Below are 17,417 nucleotides of genomic sequence, written 5' to 3' on the forward strand. Positions count from 1 at the left end.
GAAAGCCAAAAGTAAAAAAGTAAAAAAATATGAAAGGAATTATATTGGCCGGTGGATCTGGCACCCGTTTACACCCGTTAACATTAGCTATGAGTAAACAAATGATGCCGGTCTATGATAAACCTATGATTTATTATCCGTTGTCTACTTTGATGATGGCGGGCATCAATGAAATATTAATTATTTCCACTCCACATGATTTGCCTAATTTTAAAAAGTTATTGGGTGACGGATCGAACATAGGTTGTAAATTCAGTTATGCGGAGCAAGCAGTTCCCAATGGCTTGGCGCAAGCTTTTGTTATTGGAGAAGAGTTCATAGGGAAAGATAGTGTAGCATTGGTATTGGGAGACAATATTTTCTTTGGAGCCAATATGGAAGAACTATTACAATCGAATACACATCCCAATGGAGGTGTTGTTTTTGCTTACCATGTTTCTGATCCAGAACGTTATGGTGTAGTAGAATTTGACGCAAGTTATAAAGCACTTTCAATCGAAGAAAAACCATTGGAGCCGAAATCCAATTATGCTGTTCCCGGTTTGTATTTTTATGATAATTCAGTAGTGGGAATTGCTAAAAATATCCAGCCGAGTGCCAGAGGAGAGTATGAAATCACTGATGTAAACAAAGCTTATCTTGAAAAAGGAAATCTGAAAGTTGGGATTTTGGGCAGAGGCACGGCCTGGCTAGATACTGGAACTTTTAACAGTTTGATGCAAGCTGGACAATTTGTTCAGGTTATTGAAGAGCGTCAGGGATTGAAAGTGGGTTGTATTGAAGAGGTGGCTTGGAGACAAGGATTTATTTCGGATCAACAATTGAAAGAACTGGCAGAACCTTTAAAAAAATCAGGTTATGGAGAATATCTTTTGGGATTAATAAAGAACAAACTCTAAATGGTAATAATAATATTTATAGAAAGCTTTTGAAAAAAATAGTGCTTCAGCTAAATGTTTTATAATTTTATTAGTAAGTTATGATAATTTAAATTTTATTTTTTCGACTTTCTCTTTAAAAAACCAACTTGTTTTTTCTTGAAAAATGTTTTATTTCTTATTTTTGACCTACCTTTGCACGTGACACTAGACCAATTTAAAACCAACCAATTTTGAGCACCGATACAACCGACGCGGACAGAACCTCTCTACATAAATATTTTTCCAGAGCGAATCTCAGATTAAATATTCATAATTTGAGTTATTTGCCAAGATGGATAATTGTTTTAATGGATGTAATGGTTCTTATTTTATCCTTTCTTTTTACTTTTCTGATTTTTAGAGGAACCGGTTTGGATTACATTATCACTCCTCATGAATTAGCATTGGTAGGTTCTCTTTTTGGTGTGAATGTTTTCTTTTTTTGGTTGTTCAGGACTTATTCCGGAATCATCAGACACTCCTCTTATATTGATGCTGTGAAGCTTTTGTTTTCACAAATGTCTGTGCTGGTTTTATTTCTGTTTTTTAATTTTACTTACGAAGTCTTTTTTAAAGAAAAAGCATTTTTAAATACTGCTTTTTTCATAAATATGGTACTCTCTTTTTGCGGTTTGTTTTTGTACCGTGTCGTGGTAAAGCAAACATTTGAGCTTTATTTTACGGAAAAAGGGAGCAATAAATTAATAAGAACGGTAATTTATGGAACAGACGCTAATGCTATTTCAGTAGCCAATGCGCTAAAATTTGAAACACCTTCCCGTTTTAAAATTGTTGGGTTTGTCGATAAAAACAATCAGAATGCATCCAAACGAATGTTGGATTTACCGATATTGGTTAAAAGAAAAAAACTACCAACCTTGATGCGTACAGTGAATGCTGATGGAATTATTATAGCAGATAAAAGTTTATCAAAAGAAGAACAGTTAGTTATTGTTGATCAATGTTTGGAATACAATTACAGGGTCTATACGGTTCCTTTGATTTCTGACTGGGAAAATCAAAAAGAGATTTCCCAAAAAGTAAAAAACATACAAATTGAGGATTTATTGGAAAGACAACCTATTGTTTTGGATAATAAATCGATTTCAAAACAGTTGAAAGATAAAACTATTTTAATCACGGGAGCCGCCGGTTCTATAGGGAGTGAAATTGTCAGACAAGTATTGTGTTTCAATCCGAAGAAAGTGATTATTTTGGATCAGGCAGAAACACCTTTGCATCATTTGAGCTTAGAGACGTTAAGTATAAGTTCTGATTCCGAAATACACTCTGTAATCGCAGATATTAGAAATAAGGAAGCGATGAACAAGATTTTTAAATTGTACGAACCACAGGTGGTTTATCATGCAGCGGCCTACAAACATGTTCCCTTAATGGAGGAAAATCCGTCCCAAGCGATTCTCACTAACATCGAAGGCACTAAGAATCTTGCGGATTTGTCCTGTCAGTACAATGTTAAGAAGTTTGTAATGGTGTCTACTGATAAAGCGGTAAATCCCAGTAATGTTATGGGGGCCAGTAAAAGAATTGCTGAGAAGTATGTACAATCCCTACAATTAAAAAGCTTAAAAGAGAAAGGGTCCCATGGTACCAAATTTATAACTACCCGTTTTGGAAATGTTTTAGGCTCTAATGGTTCGGTTGTGCCATTGTTTACCAAACAAATTGCCGATGGAGGACCTGTTACCATCACCCATAAAGATATTATCCGATATTTCATGACGATTCCGGAGGCTTGCCAATTGGTACTTGAAGCCGGTGCAATGGGAAATGGAGGCGAAATCTATATTTTTGATATGGGAAAACCCGTTAAAATTATTGATTTGGCCCGAAAAATGATCAAACTGGCTGGTTTTATACCGGATAAAGATATAAAAATTGCGATAGTAGGATTAAGACCTGGAGAGAAATTATATGAGGAATTATTGAATGACACCTCCAAAACGATACCGACACATAATGATAAAATTATGATTGCAGAGGAAATTCAGGAAGAATTTGAAACCTTGCATATTGATATCGATGAATTGATTGGCATTGCTAATTTTTTCGATAATGAAGATATTGTTTCTAAAATGAAAAAAATCGTACCGGAATTTATCAGTATGAATTCTACTTTTCAAACTTTAGATAAATAAGGTTACCGTTTGGTTTTCTTAGATGGTTATTTGATTTCAAGAAGTTAAAAAATAAGATGTAAAAAAGAGTTGTGTAAGCAACTCTTTTTTTATGGATGAAAATAGAGGGATAGTAGTCATGTCTGTTTAAGTCTTGGCTAGTCAAAGCTGAAAAACTGATTATTAGCAATGACTTCTTTTAAAGCTGTTGTGTCTTTTAGTTTTACTTTTTCGTTAAAAGCATTTATATGCTTATTATGATGCACATCCGTACCGACATAGGTATACATTCCTTTCTGAAGCAATTGTTCCGCAATTTTAGCGATAGCACCACCGTAGTACCCCACTACCGATAATAGATTCAGTTGAAACAAACAGCCGGCTTTTTTAAGTTTTAGGTAGTTATCAAAATTACTATGATAAAATAAATAACGTTCCGGATGCGCCAAAACCGGGATATAACCTGCCACCTGCAAGTCAAAAAGAATCGAATACAATTGCATCGGGGCGTTGATATAGGACATTTCTACTAAAACATAATTGTCCTTGAGCGTTAATAATTTCTCGGATTTAAATCGTTGAACAAAGGCATCATCCATCAAATATTCTGCAGCAGTACGCAGGGGAGCCGTAAAATGATGCTTCTCCAGTTCTAAGGCTGTTTCGTTTTTCTTATCCAGAATCTGTTCGTGCGTATTATCCCAAACATGTTGAATAATGTGTGGAGTTGTTATAAACCGTGAAATCCCAAAATTGTTAAGAGCCTGAATAAGTCTCAAACTGTCTTCAAAAGTTTTTGCGCCATCATCAATACCTGGTAAGAGATGGGAGTGGATATCAATATGATTATCTGGAATTAGATCTTTTAATGCGGGTTTTGGCTGAAAGAATTTTAACATGGGACAAAGGTAGAAAAAAGTGCGCAGTTTTCAGTAGTCCGTTTTTAGTGTTCGGGGATTGATTTAGGGATTAACGAGCATGCAAGCCAATAATAGTTACTGTATTGTTTTTACGGTGTAACATTTTGTATTTTTTCGTTCTTGTCTGGCAAAACCAATAAATAAATAAATAAGTCAAATGGAGCTGGTTTCCAATCGGTTTGTCAGTTGCTTGCGTCAGGGTTTGTTTTTCCTTTTATCCGGGCATAATTATCACCATCTGCAGTTGCCACAAAGTTGATATCATCTAAAATTCCTTTGATTATAAAAGGCGCTATTACTTTTACCATAGTAGGTAATTTTTAATTAAATCTGTTTTTAAGTTTTAAATATAATTAATTTCTTGCATATTCGAAATTTAAAATTTTATTCCCATTGCTATTTTCGATGATGAATAAGTAATCTTGTTTTATTGTAATGTGGTCTCGACTCCGCTCGACCTGAGAAAACCATAAAAGAGAACTGATTTTTAAATGAATTCGACGCAGCGATGTCATACCAAAGGTCAAATTATTATATTTGTGCGACATAATGCCTTTTACCTAAACAAAAATGAGTGCTTTAGAAGATACAAATACCACTTGGCTGTTTGAAATAAGATTTAGAAATGCCAGGCTATTAGCTATTTTTAACGGTTTGTTTCTTTTGTGCATTAGATCAATTAATTCGTCTTTTATATGAATCATAGTCCAAATCAAGACACTAATTGGGATCAGGTTATAACTGCCAAAACATCCCTTTTCGATCTTCGTTTAAAAGAAGTTTGGGATTACAGGGATTTGCTAGTTCTTTTTGTACGTCGTGATTTTGTTACGGTTTATAAACAAACTATTTTGGGACCGTTATGGTTTTTTATCCAACCGATTCTGACTACGATTACTTTTACTATTATTTTTGGGACTATTGCACAATTGTCCACCGATGGTGCTCCCAAAGTAGTTTTTTATATGGCTGGAGTTACCTTGTGGAATTATTTTTCAAGCTGTCTGACCAGTGTTTCAGGTGTGTTTAATGCCAATGCAGGAATTTTCGGGAAGGTTTATTTCCCCAGACTGATTATGCCACTGACTATTGTTATTTCGAATTTGATGAAATTTGGAGTGCAATTTTTACTGTTTATCTGTTTTGTGGTTTACTTTGTCATCCTGGGTCAAATTCATCCGAATGCCTGGATATTGCTGACGCCTTATATTATTGTTTTGATGGCTATAATCGCAATGGGTATTGGTTTGATTCTCTCGGCCATGACTACCAAATACAAAGATTTGAACCAACTGATTTCTTTTGGAATTCAGTTGTTCATGTATGCGACACCAGTCATCTATCCCAGTTCTTCTGTTCCTGCGAACTACGCCTGGGTAGTGGATTTTAACCCTTTGGTAGGGTTGTTTGATTATATGCGTTACGCTTATTTAGGGATTGGACAATTTTCGTTTGTCTCCCTGTTGTATCCCAGTTTATTTGCGATACTCATACTAGCCGTTGGAGTGGTGATTTTTAATAAAACGCAAAAGACGTTTATGGATACGGTTTAGGATCAATTATGAATTATGAATTTCATGGTTCTTAATTCAACTTGATCCATTTTGTAACGCACAAACTTGGGGAAACCTTTAGGTTCAGCGGAGCTAATAGAATGAAAACGGTTAAAGAAAATAAAATGAAAAGAATCGGTTATTTGATTTTTGAATTGCCTATCTGTCAGTCAAAATTTAAAATTTAAAATAAAAAAGTCCTTTGAGTAAAGTAGTTATAAAAGCAGAAGATATTTCCAAGCAATACCGATTGGGTCTTGTAGGTACTGGTACCGTAAAAGACGATCTGAAACGTTGGTGGTACAATGTGCGCGGCAAGGAAGATCCTTTTTTGAAAATTGGGGAAACGAATGATCGTGCTACCAAAGGCGAGAGTGATTATGTGTGGTCGTTGAGGGATATTAATTTTGAGATTAACCAAGGAGACTCTGTAGGGATTATTGGTCGTAATGGTGCTGGAAAGAGTACACTTCTAAAAATATTGAGCCAGGTGACCCAGCCTACAACGGGTAAGATCTATACCAAAGGACGGATTGCTTCCTTATTGGAAGTTGGTACCGGTTTTCATCCTGAAATGACGGGTAGAGAAAATATTTACCTGAATGGTGCTATCTTGGGCATGCGCAAGCAGGAGATAACCCGAAAGTTAGATGAGATTATTGCTTTTTCTGGTGTGGAGCGCTATATTGATACGCCAGTGAAACGCTATTCTTCAGGAATGTATGTACGTTTGGCTTTTGCTGTTGCAGCACACTTAGAATCTGAGATTTTGATTGTTGATGAGGTTTTGGCGGTAGGCGATGCCGAGTTTCAAAAGAAGTGTTTGGGGAAGATGAACGATGTAAGCAAGGGAGAAGGAAGAACCGTGTTGTTTGTGAGTCATAATATGGCGGCGGTGAAGAGTTTGTGCAGTAGAGGAATTGTCTTGGAGAATGGGAATTTATCTTTTTCTGGAAAATCTGAAGAAAGTGTTAGCTACTATTTAAAAGAGGGAAGTGGAGAAATTAGTCCTAATGTTTTTACTTTTGATGATAGATATGATAAAGAAGTTTTTAGATTAAATTCGATAGCAATCAGAAATAATAATAGTAGTTTTAATAAGCCTATTTTGGAAAATAGTTCTATTGAAATCATTACTGATATTGATATTAAAAACACAAATTATTCATATTCAATTACATATCATCTATATAATGAATTAGGAGAGACAATGTTTTCGTTTTACGATAAATATAGGACAATAAAAATAGAATTAGGTAATAATAAAATAGTTTGTACAATTCCTGCCCATTTTTTTCAGTCTGGGAACTATTCACTTTCATTATTTGTTGTTGAAGAAAACAGAGTCTCTATTTTTTCAGAAAAGGATATATTCCGATTTACTATAGTGGATGGAAGTAGGGATTTAGGGGTGTTTATGGGCAGAGAACCGGGTTACATTAAGCCACAATTTGAGTGGACTTTAATATAAAAGTTTGATTTTTTAGTTAAGATTTGGTTATGAAAGAGAGTTTTTTATAGTTAGTGAACGTGTTTTAAATATTTTATTCTTAAAAATAAGCTGATTAAAAAAATAATTTAAATTGTTGTAAATCATGTTTCAAACTGGAAAATTTTGAAAGCAATTTAAATTCGACTTGATTTACAAGAAAAGAGAAAAATATAAGGCTAAATAGATGAAGAAAATACCATTACTGTTTTTAGCATATTTTGATTTGGATGTAATTAAAAGATCTTTAGAATCTTTTTATAGTATTTCTGATTCTGTAGAAATTATTGTTATTGAAAACCAAAGTGTTAATTCTATTGATATAAGGAATTACTTAAGAGATGAGCTTAAAAAAGGAAATATTAATTCGCTTTATTTTTTTTATAGAAACTTATCTAATAATTCAATAGAAATAATCATCTCAAGAGAATTAAAGAAGTTGATGGCCAATGAATATTTTTTTATTTCTGACGGCGATTTAATTTTGGATGGTCAAAGTTCTTGTAATGAAATTAAAAGCATAATGGATTCTAATCAAAATTTATTTGCTTGCGGTATAACCTTGGATAATAAAAACTTACCTTTAAATAATTTTCCTGAATCAATAAATTGGATTCCTAAAGACATTTCTGAAGAAAATGATCATTTCGAATCAAAAACGGGAGCACATTTATTGATGTTAAGAACCTCCTATTTTTCTAAATATTGGGAGTTCAGAGAAGCAAATAGAATATCTTTAACCGATTCATCAATGGCCAATTATTGTTACCGTTTTCTTAAAAAAAAATGGGCTAGAACTAAAAATTCTAAAGCACTACATTTAACTTGGGATAGTTATAATGATATGAGCCATCCTTATACCATTGAAAAGCTAAAAAAAACTTTTTATAGAACTTGGAATCATAAAGATTATTTTAGTTTGGTGGAGTTTAATTCAGATCTAGGTGAGAAATTTTTTTTTATCGATGTTAGGAGAACAGTTGAAGGTTTGTTTTTTCAAATGAAAAGGAATATAAAAGAATTATTAAATATATCAAAAAATTAAAATTGGTTTTAAGACATATTAATATTATAAAAATGAAAAAATTGTTAAAAAAAATATTAAATAAACTTGGTTATACTATTCACAAGGTAAATCAAAAGAAATCAACTACTAATAGGATTAACAAAGATTATTTATTGTTTAACTTTTATGATATTTTAAAACAAATGTCTTTTTATCCAAAACATATTATAGATGTAGGAGCTAATCACGGTACATGGACAAGAGCAGCAATGCGTCATTTTCCGGATGCTTATTATACTTTATTAGAGCCTCAAGAATGGTTAAAACCTTCGTTGCAAGATCTATTAGATGTTAATCCCAAAGTGACTTTTAATGCTGTTGGGGCGGGGGAACAATCGGGTTGTTTTTTGTTTACAATTGTAGGTAGAGATGACAGTTGTTCATTTCGTTATACCGAAGCGCAAGCTAAAGCGGGAGGATATAAACAAGTAGAAATTCCTATTATTACCTTAAATGAAATTGTGAGTAAAAATAGTTCTTTACCTTTTCCCGATTTAGTTAAAATTGATGCTGAGGGACTGGATATTGAAGTGTTAAAAGGAGCCAGTGCTTTATTTGGTAAAACTGAAGTTTTTATGGTAGAAGCTGGAGTTGTAAATAAAGTATTTGATAATAGTTTTTTCAATATTATCAGCTTTATGGACGAGAACGGGTATAGATTATTCGATATAACCGATTTGAATCGCCCGTTTCAACCCAAAGTGTTATGGCTAGTAGAACTTGCGTTTATTAAAAAAGGGGGAATTATAGATAGTTTTAAAATTGATTTTGATTTATGATAAATGTAACCAGAACTTTTCTTCCCCCGTTAGAGGAGTATCAGCAACAACTGCAACGAGCTTGGGATAACCAATGGATAACCAATCGCGGAGAGTTGGCTTTGGAACTGGAAGAAAAATTAAAGAAATATCTCGGGGTTAATCATATCATTATTACCAATAATGGTACTATTCCTTTGCAAATTGCTTTAAAATTATTGGGAAACGGTGGTGAAATTATCACCACACCTTTCAGTTATGTCGCTACCACAGCAGTTATTGTTTGGGAAAACTGCACGCCAGTTTTTGTAGACATTCATCCGCAATACCTAACTATTGATGAAACCCAGATTGAAGCGGCTATTACCGACAAAACTACAGCTATTTTAGCAACTCATGTGTTTGGCAATCCTTGCCATGTAGAAGTTATTGAAGCTATTGCGAGAAAGCACCATCTGAAAGTGATTTATGATGCTGCACATGCCTTTGGGGTTAATCATAATGGAAAAGCATTATTTGATTATGGTGATGTAAGTACATGTAGTTTTCATGCTACAAAACTTTTTCATACGGGAGAAGGCGGGGCAATGTTTGCTAACAATACAGATTTACAAAAGCAATTGTTTTACAGTCATAATTTTGGACATAATGGTCCTTTGGCTTTTCATGGTTTAGGCATTAATGCTAAAATTTCTGAATTGCAGTGCGCCATGGGATTAGCGGTTTTACCTTATATGACGCACATACTTGAGGAGCGTAAACGGGCAGTGGATTTTTATAATTCACAGTTGGATTTTTCTAAACTTCAAAAGTTGAAAATAAGAGAAAATACTTCTTGGAATTACAGTTATTATCCAGTTGTTTTTGAAACCGAAGCATTGCTATTGAAAGTACAAAAAGAACTTAATGATAACCACATTTTTCCAAGACGTTATTTTTACCCTTCCTTGAATACTATTGAATATACTAAAGGCAAAAAAATGCCTGTTTCAGAAAGTGTAGCTTCAAGGATTATGTGTTTGCCCTTATATTCCGGATTAGCATTTCCGCAGTTGGAAAAAATTGTTGCGTTAATAAATATGAATTTATGTTAATAGTTGGAGCTAAGGGATTTGCTAAAGAAGTTTTAGAAGTTGTACATCAGTTGAATCAATTGGATCATTTGGTTTTTTATGATGATGTGAATGATGATACGCCTGAAAATTTATTTGGACAGTTTCCGGTTTTAAAAACGTTGGAAGCTGCTTCCGATTATTTCAAAAGAACCGATAATCGTTTTACCATAGGTATCGGAAATCCTGTTTTGAGGAAAAAGATGTATGATGTCTTTTCAGCTTTGGGAGGAGATTTTGTTTCAATTATAAGTCCTGATGTCCAAATAGGGAGTTATGATGTTGAAATAAGTTTAGGGAGTACGATTTTACCAGGTGTAATCTTTTCTAATAGTGTAAAATTAGGTAAAGGATGTTTGATTTATTATAATTCAATTGTTACACATGATTGTGTTGTGGGTGATTTTGTTGAAATCTCTCCTAGTGTTACTGTTTTGGGTAGATGTGAAATAGGTTCTTATACACAATTAGGGGCTAATTGTACGGTATTACCGGATATAAAAATAGGAAAAAATGTAATTGTAGGAGCCGGGACAGTAGTCACTAAAAATATTCCGGACAATTGTGTAGTCGTTGGTGTTCCAGGAGAAATTATTAAAGAATTAGCACCGTTGGATTTTTAATGGAAACAAAACCTACTGTCAGCGTCTGTATGATTACCTATGCTCACGAGAATTTTATTCGTGAAGCTATAGCAGGAGTCTTGATACAGGAATGTGATTTTGAAGTGGAGTTGATTTTGGTGAATGATTGTTCACCAGATCAAACAGATACTGTGGTTCAGGGTATAATGCAAAATCACCCGAGGGCCTCTTGGATCAACTATGTTAAACATACAACAAATCTTGGGATGATGCCCAATTTTATTTTTGCATTGCAACAGTGTAAAGGGAAATATATAGCTCTTTGTGAAGGTGACGATTATTGGACAGATCCTTTAAAATTGCAAAAACAAGTTTGTTTTTTAGAGGCTAATAGTGATTATGTTCTATGCTTTCATAAAGTTGCCATTTTAAAAACCAATGGAGATTTAGTGGATGATTTTATCACTAAGGTGCCAGAAAATTATGAAAAACTAGAAACATTAGCTCGATTAGGCAACTATATTCACACACCTTCTGTAGTATTTAGAAATATAATTAAAAAATTTCCTTTTGAGTTTTCATTAACGCCTATAGGTGATTATTTCTTATACCTATTATTAGCGGAGCATGGTAAATTGAAATTTATAGATGAAAAAATGGCTGTTTATCGATATGGTGTAGGGGTACATTCGACTAATACAGTTATAAAGATGCGAAAAAGTAATTTTAAGTTGTTTACGCTTTTATTGTCCGCTACTAACGATGAGACATTAAAAAAAATATTTTTGGAGCGACAACTAAATAGTCTTGATGCTTTTGAGAAAGTAATCCGTAAAGAGTATGCAGAGTATTTTGTATCCAACCATCTTTTTTTTAGAACATTAAAGTATTTGAAACAGCCAAAGCAGTTGCTATGGAAGATTAAGAAAAAAGTTTTAAAAAAATCTTAGTATGCTAGCTATCATAATTCCATTCTATAAACTCACTTTTTTTGAAGCTACCTTACAATCCTTAGCCAGTCAAACGGATAAACGATTTAAAGTCTATATAGGCGATGATGCCAGTCCGGAAAATCCCTCCGATTTATTAGAAAAGTATCGGGGTCGATTTGATTTTATTTACCATCGTTTTGAAAGTAACTTGGGAGGCAATTCATTAACCCAACAATGGGAGCGTTGCGTTGCTCTTTCTGGAGATGAAGATTGGTTGATGATTTTAGGTGACGATGATGTGTTGGGAGAAAGTGTGGTAGAGATGTTCTATTTTAATTTTAGACTATTTGAAAAGAAGTCAAATGTTGTTCGTTTTGCTAATGCTGTGATTAATGAAAAAATAGGTGGAAATTCTAATGTATATCAGCATCCGATTTGGGAGAAGGTTTCAGATTCATTTTACAGAAAAATTGAAGGGAAAAATCGAAGTTCACTATCGGAATATATTTTTTCAAAAAAAAGTTATCTTGAACATGGTTTTTATAACAATCCAATTGGTTGGTGTAGTGACGATAGAGCTTGGTTTGAATTTACTGATGATTTACCTATTTTTTCTATCAACGATGCACTTGTAATGATTAGAATTTCTAATTTAAATATTTCAGGAAAAAAAGATAATATTGATATAAAAAATCAAGCTGTTTATTCTTTTTTTAGATTTTTAATAAAAGAAAAACTGCATTTATTCAAAAAGGTTCAGATTATTAGAATTCTTAGAGAGTATGAAAATGCGATTAAAAAGGTGAGAAGAATAAATATTAAGGATAGAATCGAATTATTGTTATTTTATATAATGTATTTTGAAAAAAAGACTTTTATTGAGTTTACTAAAAGATTTATAAAGACAGTTTTTCATAAATAAATTTTGTAAGTGACGTTTCAAAATCTCAAATAAATTAGATAATTAAATGAATCAAATCAAGTATAATCATACCGAAAAAACACATAATACAAGAGCTGCTTTTGAAATTCTTCCCTTTGTATTTAATCTAATTAACCCTAAAAGTATAATTGATATTGGCTGTGGTAATGGGAGCTGGTTAAAAGCTGCAACTGAATTAGGAGTAGCGGGTATTCAAGGGGTAGATGGGGTTAAAGTTGATGGAAACCAATTGAATATCCCTGAAAGTAATTTTTTGCAACACGATTTAACAAAACAATTGTGGCTTAATAAGAAATTTGATTTAGCAATCAGTTTAGAAGTTGCCGAACATTTGCCAGAATCAGCAGCGAGCAATATTATTGATGCTTTAACAACTCATAGTGATTGTATTTTGTTTTCTGCTGCAGTACCAGGACAAGGGGGACAGTATCATGTAAACGAGCAATGGCCAGAGTATTGGCATCAAAAGTTTAAATCAAAAGGTTATCTTGCTTATGATGTTCTTAGAAATTCATTTTGGAATAATGAAAATATTTTTTGGTGGTATAGGCAAAATATTATTCTTTATGCTAAAAAAGGTGTTTTTAATGATAACGAATTGCAATCTTCCGAAATTGTTAATGCTATTGTTCATCCAGAATTGTATAGAAAAAAGATAACGCATCCAAAATACATTACTAATAAAAAAGAGCTATTTAAATTGGCCTTTCAATGTTTAAAATTAGTTTTAAAAAGATAAACCATAGTAAATGAAAATTGCATTTGTTGTTCCTTATTTTGGAAAATGGCCAGTCTGGTTTCCTGCATTTCTTAAATCCTGTAAGGAGAATCCGGCTGTGCAATGGATTTTTTTTACGGATTGTGAAATACCTAATGATAAACCCAAGAATGTAGATTTTCATAAATCAAATTTAAAAGAAATACAGCAATTGGCTTCTGATAAAATGGGATTTGAGGTGGTTTTGGATAATCCCAGAAAATTATGTGATTTAAAACCTACTTATGGAGATTTGTTCGGTGAATATCTTACTGAATATGATTTTTGGGGTTTTTGTGATATTGATATAATTTGGGGAAATATAAGGGGATTTATTACAGATAATTTATTGAATGAATATGATGTTATTACTTCTTTAAAAGGAACAATATCTGGACATTTTACAATCATTCGAAATAATGAAAGTAATATTCTGTTATATAAACATAATGGAATCTATAAAGATGTTTTTGAGCAACAGAGCTATAAATGGTTTGATGAAAATGCTTTCGCTTTAATAATAGGTGAGCTAAAATTAAAAAACACAATCTCTGTTTATTGGGAAGATGAGCTTTTGGATAAAGGAATAGAATCTGTAGCCCATCAAGAATATGTATTAGATAAATGGCTTTATAAAAAAGGTAAAGTGTATGAGTTAACCGAAAGCTCTGTTAAAGAATACATGTATCTCCACTTTATCAACTGGAAAAAAACCATGAAAAATTGCGAAGTTAAATTTGCCGATTCAACAGATAGTTTTTATATTTCTTATTCTGCCATACATTATCATTCACATTCCAATTTTGAAAAAGGGTTTAACATTTTTAATAATTTATTTGATGGATATTTTGTCAGAGAAAAAAAAAGGATTTTTTTTAAAAGATTAAAAAAGAAGTTTAAAAGATTGTACAAGCTGAATCTATAAAAAATGTTGATTAAAATATAAATGAAAATAACGATAGTGCATCCGTTTACACCCAAGGCCGCGGGAGTGGTAGAAAAAAGTGTACCCACCTATCACAGTCAACCACATATAAAAGCAATGGCAGCTTTAGCTAAACAAACGGGTTATGATTGTGTCATGGAATATTTTACTCCCAAATTATTCCGTTATGCGATTAGTGATGCACTTTTAAAATGGATTTTTTATCCTGTGAATCTGACCCGAAATGGCGACCATAGAAAATGGAAAAAGCAGTTTTCCAGATCTTGTTTGAAGCAATACGAAAAAGATACTCCCGATGTAACAATCATTAATATGTCAGGTCATTCTAGCCCTTTTTCCTATGAATTATCTAAGCTTATATTAAAAAAAGGAAAGAAATATATAGCCATGCTTGGCGGTCAACATTATACTGATATTGCTTGGGCGAGAGAGTATTACAAAAAGGCACATCATATCTTGGTACATACCAATATGCAAAAAATGGCTATGGAAGATATGGAAATGTTTAAAAACTTAGACATTCGAGTTTTTCCATTAGGCGTGGATTGCGATGTTTTTAAACCTAAACATCAACAAGATATAACATTAGATAGTCCTAAATTATTATATGTTGGCAGAATAGTGGAATGGAAAAGATTGCATCTCGCCATTGAAGCTTTGAATACGTTGGTTAAAAATGGTTTCCCTAATGCGATTTTAAAAATTATAGGTCCCACAAGTTCAGAAAATTACTGGTCAGTACTAAAAGATTTAGTAAAAAAATACCAGCTTTCAGAAAATGTTTTTTTTCTTGGACATAAAGAGCATAATGAATTGCCCCAGTATTTCCAAGAAGCTGATTTGTTTGTGTTACCTAGTGATAAAGAGACATTTGGTATGGTGATGATTGAGAGTATGGCTTGCGGAACACCGGTTGCAGGAATTGATTGCCCGGGAGGTCCGACGGATGTTATTAGTAATAGTGAAGATGGATTATTATCTTCTCCAGAAAACTACTCTGAAGCTATTCTTCACTTATTTAAGCATAAGGAGTTGTTGCAGGAGATGAAACTGAATGCCAGAAAAAAAGTGGTAGAAAAATATAGCATTGAAGAAACGATCAGAGTATTAATGGATTCAGTAAATTCGGCATTACATTCATTATGAGTCCCATTCTAGTCAAAATATTTACTCCCCAGGAACTGAATCATTCCTCTTATATTCAGACAGGATTGTTTGAGTTGGAAGGGGAGTCGAGTCTAAAAACCAATGTTGTTCTTTCCTTTGCCAAACGATTAGGGACTATCCGAGTGACAGATTCAAGTATTGAAGAAACCAATCAGCCTCATCCCAAAACTTCTTTTTATCAGTTGATTGATACAAAATCTGGAAGAACAATAAATTTTGCGACTGATTTGTATGATGCTTCCTATTCCTTTTCAAAATATGCTTTAGAACATTGTGATTATGTTTTCAAACGAAATTTTGAAACTCATTATGTAAGTAAACTACCGAAGGAGTTTCAACAAAAAATATATCCATTGGGATTAACTTTCAAAGTAAATTCTTCTTTTAAAAAGAATGGTTATAAATTCTGTACTGCAATTTTTATCACCAATGTATTGATTAGTATAAAATGGGACAATTATTTTTTTAGTAGGTTGAACAGAATAATTAAAAACCAAATTCAACATTGGAAACAAGTCAAATATATCAATAATTTAACAGTTTTTGAAAATCAAACAAATTCTTCTGAAAATTCGATATTGTTTCAAACTAGGTGTTTTTCTAATGAAAATGCAATAGATGTTCAGCAAATTCATCAACAACGTTACCATCTAATCAAAGTACTTAAGGAAAAATTCAAAAAAAAATTCAAAGGAGGATTCGTCCCTTCTGAAATAGCAAATGAGAAATATCAAGAAGCGCTTACAAATTTGCCTACAGATTCCCTATCGTATCTGAATTTAGTAAGAAAAGCTAAGATCGTTGTTTATACCAGAGGATTGGTCAATTCACCAGCTTGGAAAATGGCGGAGTATTTATCACAAGCAAAAATTATTGTTGCAGAGCAATTAAGCACAGAACTTCCTTTTCCTTTGACGCACAGAAAAGAAGTATTGTTTTTTGAGGATGAACAGGAAATGATTTCGCTTATCGAAGAAGCTTTACAAGATGATTTACTGTGTGAAAAGTTATCCTATAACAGCAAGAACTATTTTGATAACCATGTAAATCCTAAAGCAAATGTAAAGAGAATCATTAACTTTATGCTCAGTCAAAAAAGCTAATGGAAAAAATCATCATACATCATCGTTCTGCTCATCATGCTCAAAATTCGGGATATGGAATACTAGCAGACTATTTAAAAGGGAGGACTCTTCCTTACCTTGATTCGAAGTTCCCCTATGCATTGGCTAAACAAATGGCAAAGCTATTTGATCAAAAAGCAGGAAATTATGATACAATCAGTTTTATTAAAGAGTATGAACTTTTAAAACAATTAATTGCTTTCCAAAAGAAGAATGGAATCGTTCATTACTTAAACGGTGAAAGAGACATTAGACTCAGTATCGCTTTAAATTCGTATCTTAAAAAATATAAATTCATAGCTACGTTTCATAAGCCTCCCGAAATTTTACGCGAAATTATTCCTCATACTAAGTATTTAAAAAAATTAAATGGAGCCATTGCAGTGGGTAAGAATCAAGTTGATTTTTTAAAAAATTGGCTCGATTTAGAAAATGTCAAATTCATTCCCCATGGTGTCGATACCGTTTTTTTTAAACCAGATGCGAGTAAAAGAAAAGAAAATACAGTGTTGTTTGTTGGTCAGCATCTTAGAGATTTTGATGCATTAAACTATGCCATACCCAGATTAAAAGCTCAAAATCCCAAAGTAAAGATTAATGCGGTTTTACGAAAGGATTTTGCCAATAAAATAGTGCCAAATGATGCTGTAACTGTTTTTTCGGAGCTGGATGACGATAGTTTGAGAACATTGTATCAGGAAGCAACGCTTTTGTTTTTACCTTTAAAGAATGCGACAGCCTGTAATTCTATTTTAGAAGCAATGGCTTGTGGTTTGCCAATAATCTCAACAGATGTAAGTAGTAATGCAGATTACGTGAAAAATGAAGCAGGAGTATTAGTACCTCACAATGATTACAAAGCTTTGGTTGATGAAACAGTTTCGTTACTTAAAGATATAGATAAACAATTGGATATGAGTAAAAAAGCAAAAGCCACTTCGTTGGACTTTGAATGGGGGAAAGTAGCGCTAGAGATTGAATCTTTTTATAAAGAAATAATGTAATTTT

Annotated in this window: 17 protein-coding genes; 15 read left to right on the forward strand and 2 right to left on the reverse strand. The window is 32.8% G+C overall.

Features of this window, described 5'->3' with window-relative positions; all coding sequences use genetic code 11:
* Positions 1–29 precede the first annotated feature (29 nt).
* Both rfbA and ABEB23_RS00855 read left to right on the forward strand, forming a co-directional pair.
* On the forward strand, positions 30–899 hold the full coding sequence (gene rfbA, locus ABEB23_RS00850; RefSeq protein ID WP_348810479.1) for a glucose-1-phosphate thymidylyltransferase RfbA: 870 nt from the start codon (positions 30–32) through the stop codon (positions 897–899).
* A gap of 212 nt (positions 900–1,111) precedes the next feature.
* Positions 1,112–3,079, forward strand: coding sequence for a polysaccharide biosynthesis protein (locus ABEB23_RS00855; protein ID WP_348810480.1), 1,968 nt, complete (start codon positions 1,112–1,114; stop codon positions 3,077–3,079).
* 137 nt (positions 3,080–3,216) lie between these two features.
* On the opposite strand, the gene ABEB23_RS00860 is transcribed toward ABEB23_RS00855, so the two are convergent.
* Positions 3,217–3,957: a tyrosine-protein phosphatase gene (locus ABEB23_RS00860; protein ID WP_348810481.1), complete on the reverse strand. Its 741-nt coding sequence runs from the start codon at positions 3,955–3,957 to the stop codon at positions 3,217–3,219.
* Positions 3,958–4,160: 203 nt separating this feature from the next.
* Positions 4,161–4,286, reverse strand: a complete 126-nt coding sequence (locus ABEB23_RS00865) for a hypothetical protein (protein WP_348810482.1) — start codon at positions 4,284–4,286, stop codon at positions 4,161–4,163.
* 387 nt (positions 4,287–4,673) lie between these two features.
* On the opposite strand from ABEB23_RS00865, the gene ABEB23_RS00870 reads away from it, so the two are divergent.
* The 13 genes from ABEB23_RS00870 (at position 4,674) to ABEB23_RS00930 (ending at position 17,413) form a co-directional block, all read left to right on the forward strand.
* Entirely contained in the window at positions 4,674–5,531 is an 858-nt protein-coding gene (locus ABEB23_RS00870) for an ABC transporter permease (RefSeq protein WP_348810483.1), read from the forward strand.
* A 202-nt stretch (positions 5,532–5,733) separates the two neighbouring features.
* Positions 5,734–7,002: an ABC transporter ATP-binding protein gene (locus tag ABEB23_RS00875; RefSeq protein ID WP_348810484.1), complete on the forward strand. Its 1,269-nt coding sequence runs from the start codon at positions 5,734–5,736 to the stop codon at positions 7,000–7,002.
* 205 nt (positions 7,003–7,207) lie between these two features.
* Positions 7,208–8,065: a hypothetical protein gene (locus tag ABEB23_RS00880; RefSeq protein ID WP_348810485.1), complete on the forward strand. Its 858-nt coding sequence runs from the start codon at positions 7,208–7,210 to the stop codon at positions 8,063–8,065.
* 32 nt (positions 8,066–8,097) lie between these two features.
* Positions 8,098–8,865: an FkbM family methyltransferase gene (locus ABEB23_RS00885; RefSeq protein ID WP_348810486.1), complete on the forward strand. Its 768-nt coding sequence runs from the start codon at positions 8,098–8,100 to the stop codon at positions 8,863–8,865.
* Complete coding sequence (locus ABEB23_RS00890) at positions 8,862–9,938, forward strand: DegT/DnrJ/EryC1/StrS family aminotransferase (RefSeq protein ID WP_348810487.1); 1,077 nt, start codon at positions 8,862–8,864, stop codon at positions 9,936–9,938. The genes ABEB23_RS00885 and ABEB23_RS00890 overlap by 4 nt, the downstream gene beginning before the upstream one ends.
* On the forward strand, positions 9,932–10,579 hold the full coding sequence (locus ABEB23_RS00895; RefSeq protein ID WP_348810488.1) for an acetyltransferase: 648 nt from the start codon (positions 9,932–9,934) through the stop codon (positions 10,577–10,579). The genes ABEB23_RS00890 and ABEB23_RS00895 overlap by 7 nt, the downstream gene beginning before the upstream one ends.
* Complete coding sequence (locus ABEB23_RS00900; protein WP_348810489.1) at positions 10,579–11,490, forward strand: glycosyltransferase family 2 protein; 912 nt, start codon at positions 10,579–10,581, stop codon at positions 11,488–11,490. The genes ABEB23_RS00895 and ABEB23_RS00900 overlap by 1 nt, the downstream gene beginning before the upstream one ends.
* 1 nt (position 11,491) lies before the next feature.
* Positions 11,492–12,394 carry a glycosyltransferase family A protein gene (locus ABEB23_RS00905; protein WP_348810490.1) on the forward strand — a complete coding sequence of 301 codons (903 nt, stop codon included), beginning with the start codon at positions 11,492–11,494 and terminating at the stop codon, positions 12,392–12,394.
* 46 nt (positions 12,395–12,440) lie between these two features.
* A complete protein-coding gene (locus tag ABEB23_RS00910) occupies positions 12,441–13,154 on the forward strand; it encodes a class I SAM-dependent methyltransferase (RefSeq protein ID WP_348810491.1) in 714 nt (237 codons plus the stop codon).
* Between the two features lie 10 nt (positions 13,155–13,164).
* On the forward strand, positions 13,165–14,097 hold the full coding sequence (locus ABEB23_RS00915) for a DUF6625 family protein (RefSeq protein ID WP_348810492.1): 933 nt from the start codon (positions 13,165–13,167) through the stop codon (positions 14,095–14,097).
* 21 nt (positions 14,098–14,118) lie between these two features.
* Complete coding sequence (locus tag ABEB23_RS00920) at positions 14,119–15,264, forward strand: glycosyltransferase family 4 protein (protein ID WP_348810493.1); 1,146 nt, start codon at positions 14,119–14,121, stop codon at positions 15,262–15,264.
* Positions 15,261–16,388: a hypothetical protein gene (locus ABEB23_RS00925; protein ID WP_348810494.1), complete on the forward strand. Its 1,128-nt coding sequence runs from the start codon at positions 15,261–15,263 to the stop codon at positions 16,386–16,388. Before ABEB23_RS00920 ends, ABEB23_RS00925 begins: the two co-directional genes overlap by 4 nt.
* Positions 16,388–17,413 carry a glycosyltransferase family 4 protein gene (locus ABEB23_RS00930; RefSeq protein ID WP_348810495.1) on the forward strand — a complete coding sequence of 342 codons (1,026 nt, stop codon included), beginning with the start codon at positions 16,388–16,390 and terminating at the stop codon, positions 17,411–17,413. The genes ABEB23_RS00925 and ABEB23_RS00930 overlap by 1 nt, the downstream gene beginning before the upstream one ends.
* Positions 17,414–17,417 lie beyond the last annotated feature (4 nt).

It is taken from the genome of Flavobacterium maritimum (genome assembly GCF_040049085.1).
Classification (GTDB): Bacteria; Bacteroidota; Bacteroidia; order Flavobacteriales; family Flavobacteriaceae; genus Flavobacterium; species Flavobacterium maritimum.

Bases quoted from the DNA above. Each gene is read 5' to 3' on its own strand.
- rfbA (WP_348810479.1), top strand. From the start codon at position 30: ATGAAAGGAATTATATTGGCCGGTGGATCTGGCACCCGTTTACACCCG.
- ABEB23_RS00860 (WP_348810481.1), bottom strand. From the start codon at position 3,957: ATGTTAAAATTCTTTCAGCCAAAACCCGCATTAAAAGATCTAATTCCA.
- ABEB23_RS00865 (WP_348810482.1), bottom strand. From the start codon at position 4,286: ATGGTAAAAGTAATAGCGCCTTTTATAATCAAAGGAATTTTAGATGAT.
- ABEB23_RS00870 (WP_348810483.1), top strand. From the start codon at position 4,674: ATGAATCATAGTCCAAATCAAGACACTAATTGGGATCAGGTTATAACT.
- ABEB23_RS00880 (WP_348810485.1), top strand. From the start codon at position 7,208: ATGAAGAAAATACCATTACTGTTTTTAGCATATTTTGATTTGGATGTA.
- ABEB23_RS00885 (WP_348810486.1), top strand. From the start codon at position 8,098: ATGAAAAAATTGTTAAAAAAAATATTAAATAAACTTGGTTATACTATT.
- ABEB23_RS00890 (WP_348810487.1), top strand. From the start codon at position 8,862: ATGATAAATGTAACCAGAACTTTTCTTCCCCCGTTAGAGGAGTATCAG.
- ABEB23_RS00895 (WP_348810488.1), top strand. From the start codon at position 9,932: ATGTTAATAGTTGGAGCTAAGGGATTTGCTAAAGAAGTTTTAGAAGTT.
- ABEB23_RS00900 (WP_348810489.1), top strand. From the start codon at position 10,579: ATGGAAACAAAACCTACTGTCAGCGTCTGTATGATTACCTATGCTCAC.
- ABEB23_RS00905 (WP_348810490.1), top strand. From the start codon at position 11,492: ATGCTAGCTATCATAATTCCATTCTATAAACTCACTTTTTTTGAAGCT.
- ABEB23_RS00910 (WP_348810491.1), top strand. From the start codon at position 12,441: ATGAATCAAATCAAGTATAATCATACCGAAAAAACACATAATACAAGA.
- ABEB23_RS00915 (WP_348810492.1), top strand. From the start codon at position 13,165: ATGAAAATTGCATTTGTTGTTCCTTATTTTGGAAAATGGCCAGTCTGG.
- ABEB23_RS00920 (WP_348810493.1), top strand. From the start codon at position 14,119: ATGAAAATAACGATAGTGCATCCGTTTACACCCAAGGCCGCGGGAGTG.
- ABEB23_RS00925 (WP_348810494.1), top strand. From the start codon at position 15,261: ATGAGTCCCATTCTAGTCAAAATATTTACTCCCCAGGAACTGAATCAT.
- ABEB23_RS00930 (WP_348810495.1), top strand. From the start codon at position 16,388: ATGGAAAAAATCATCATACATCATCGTTCTGCTCATCATGCTCAAAAT.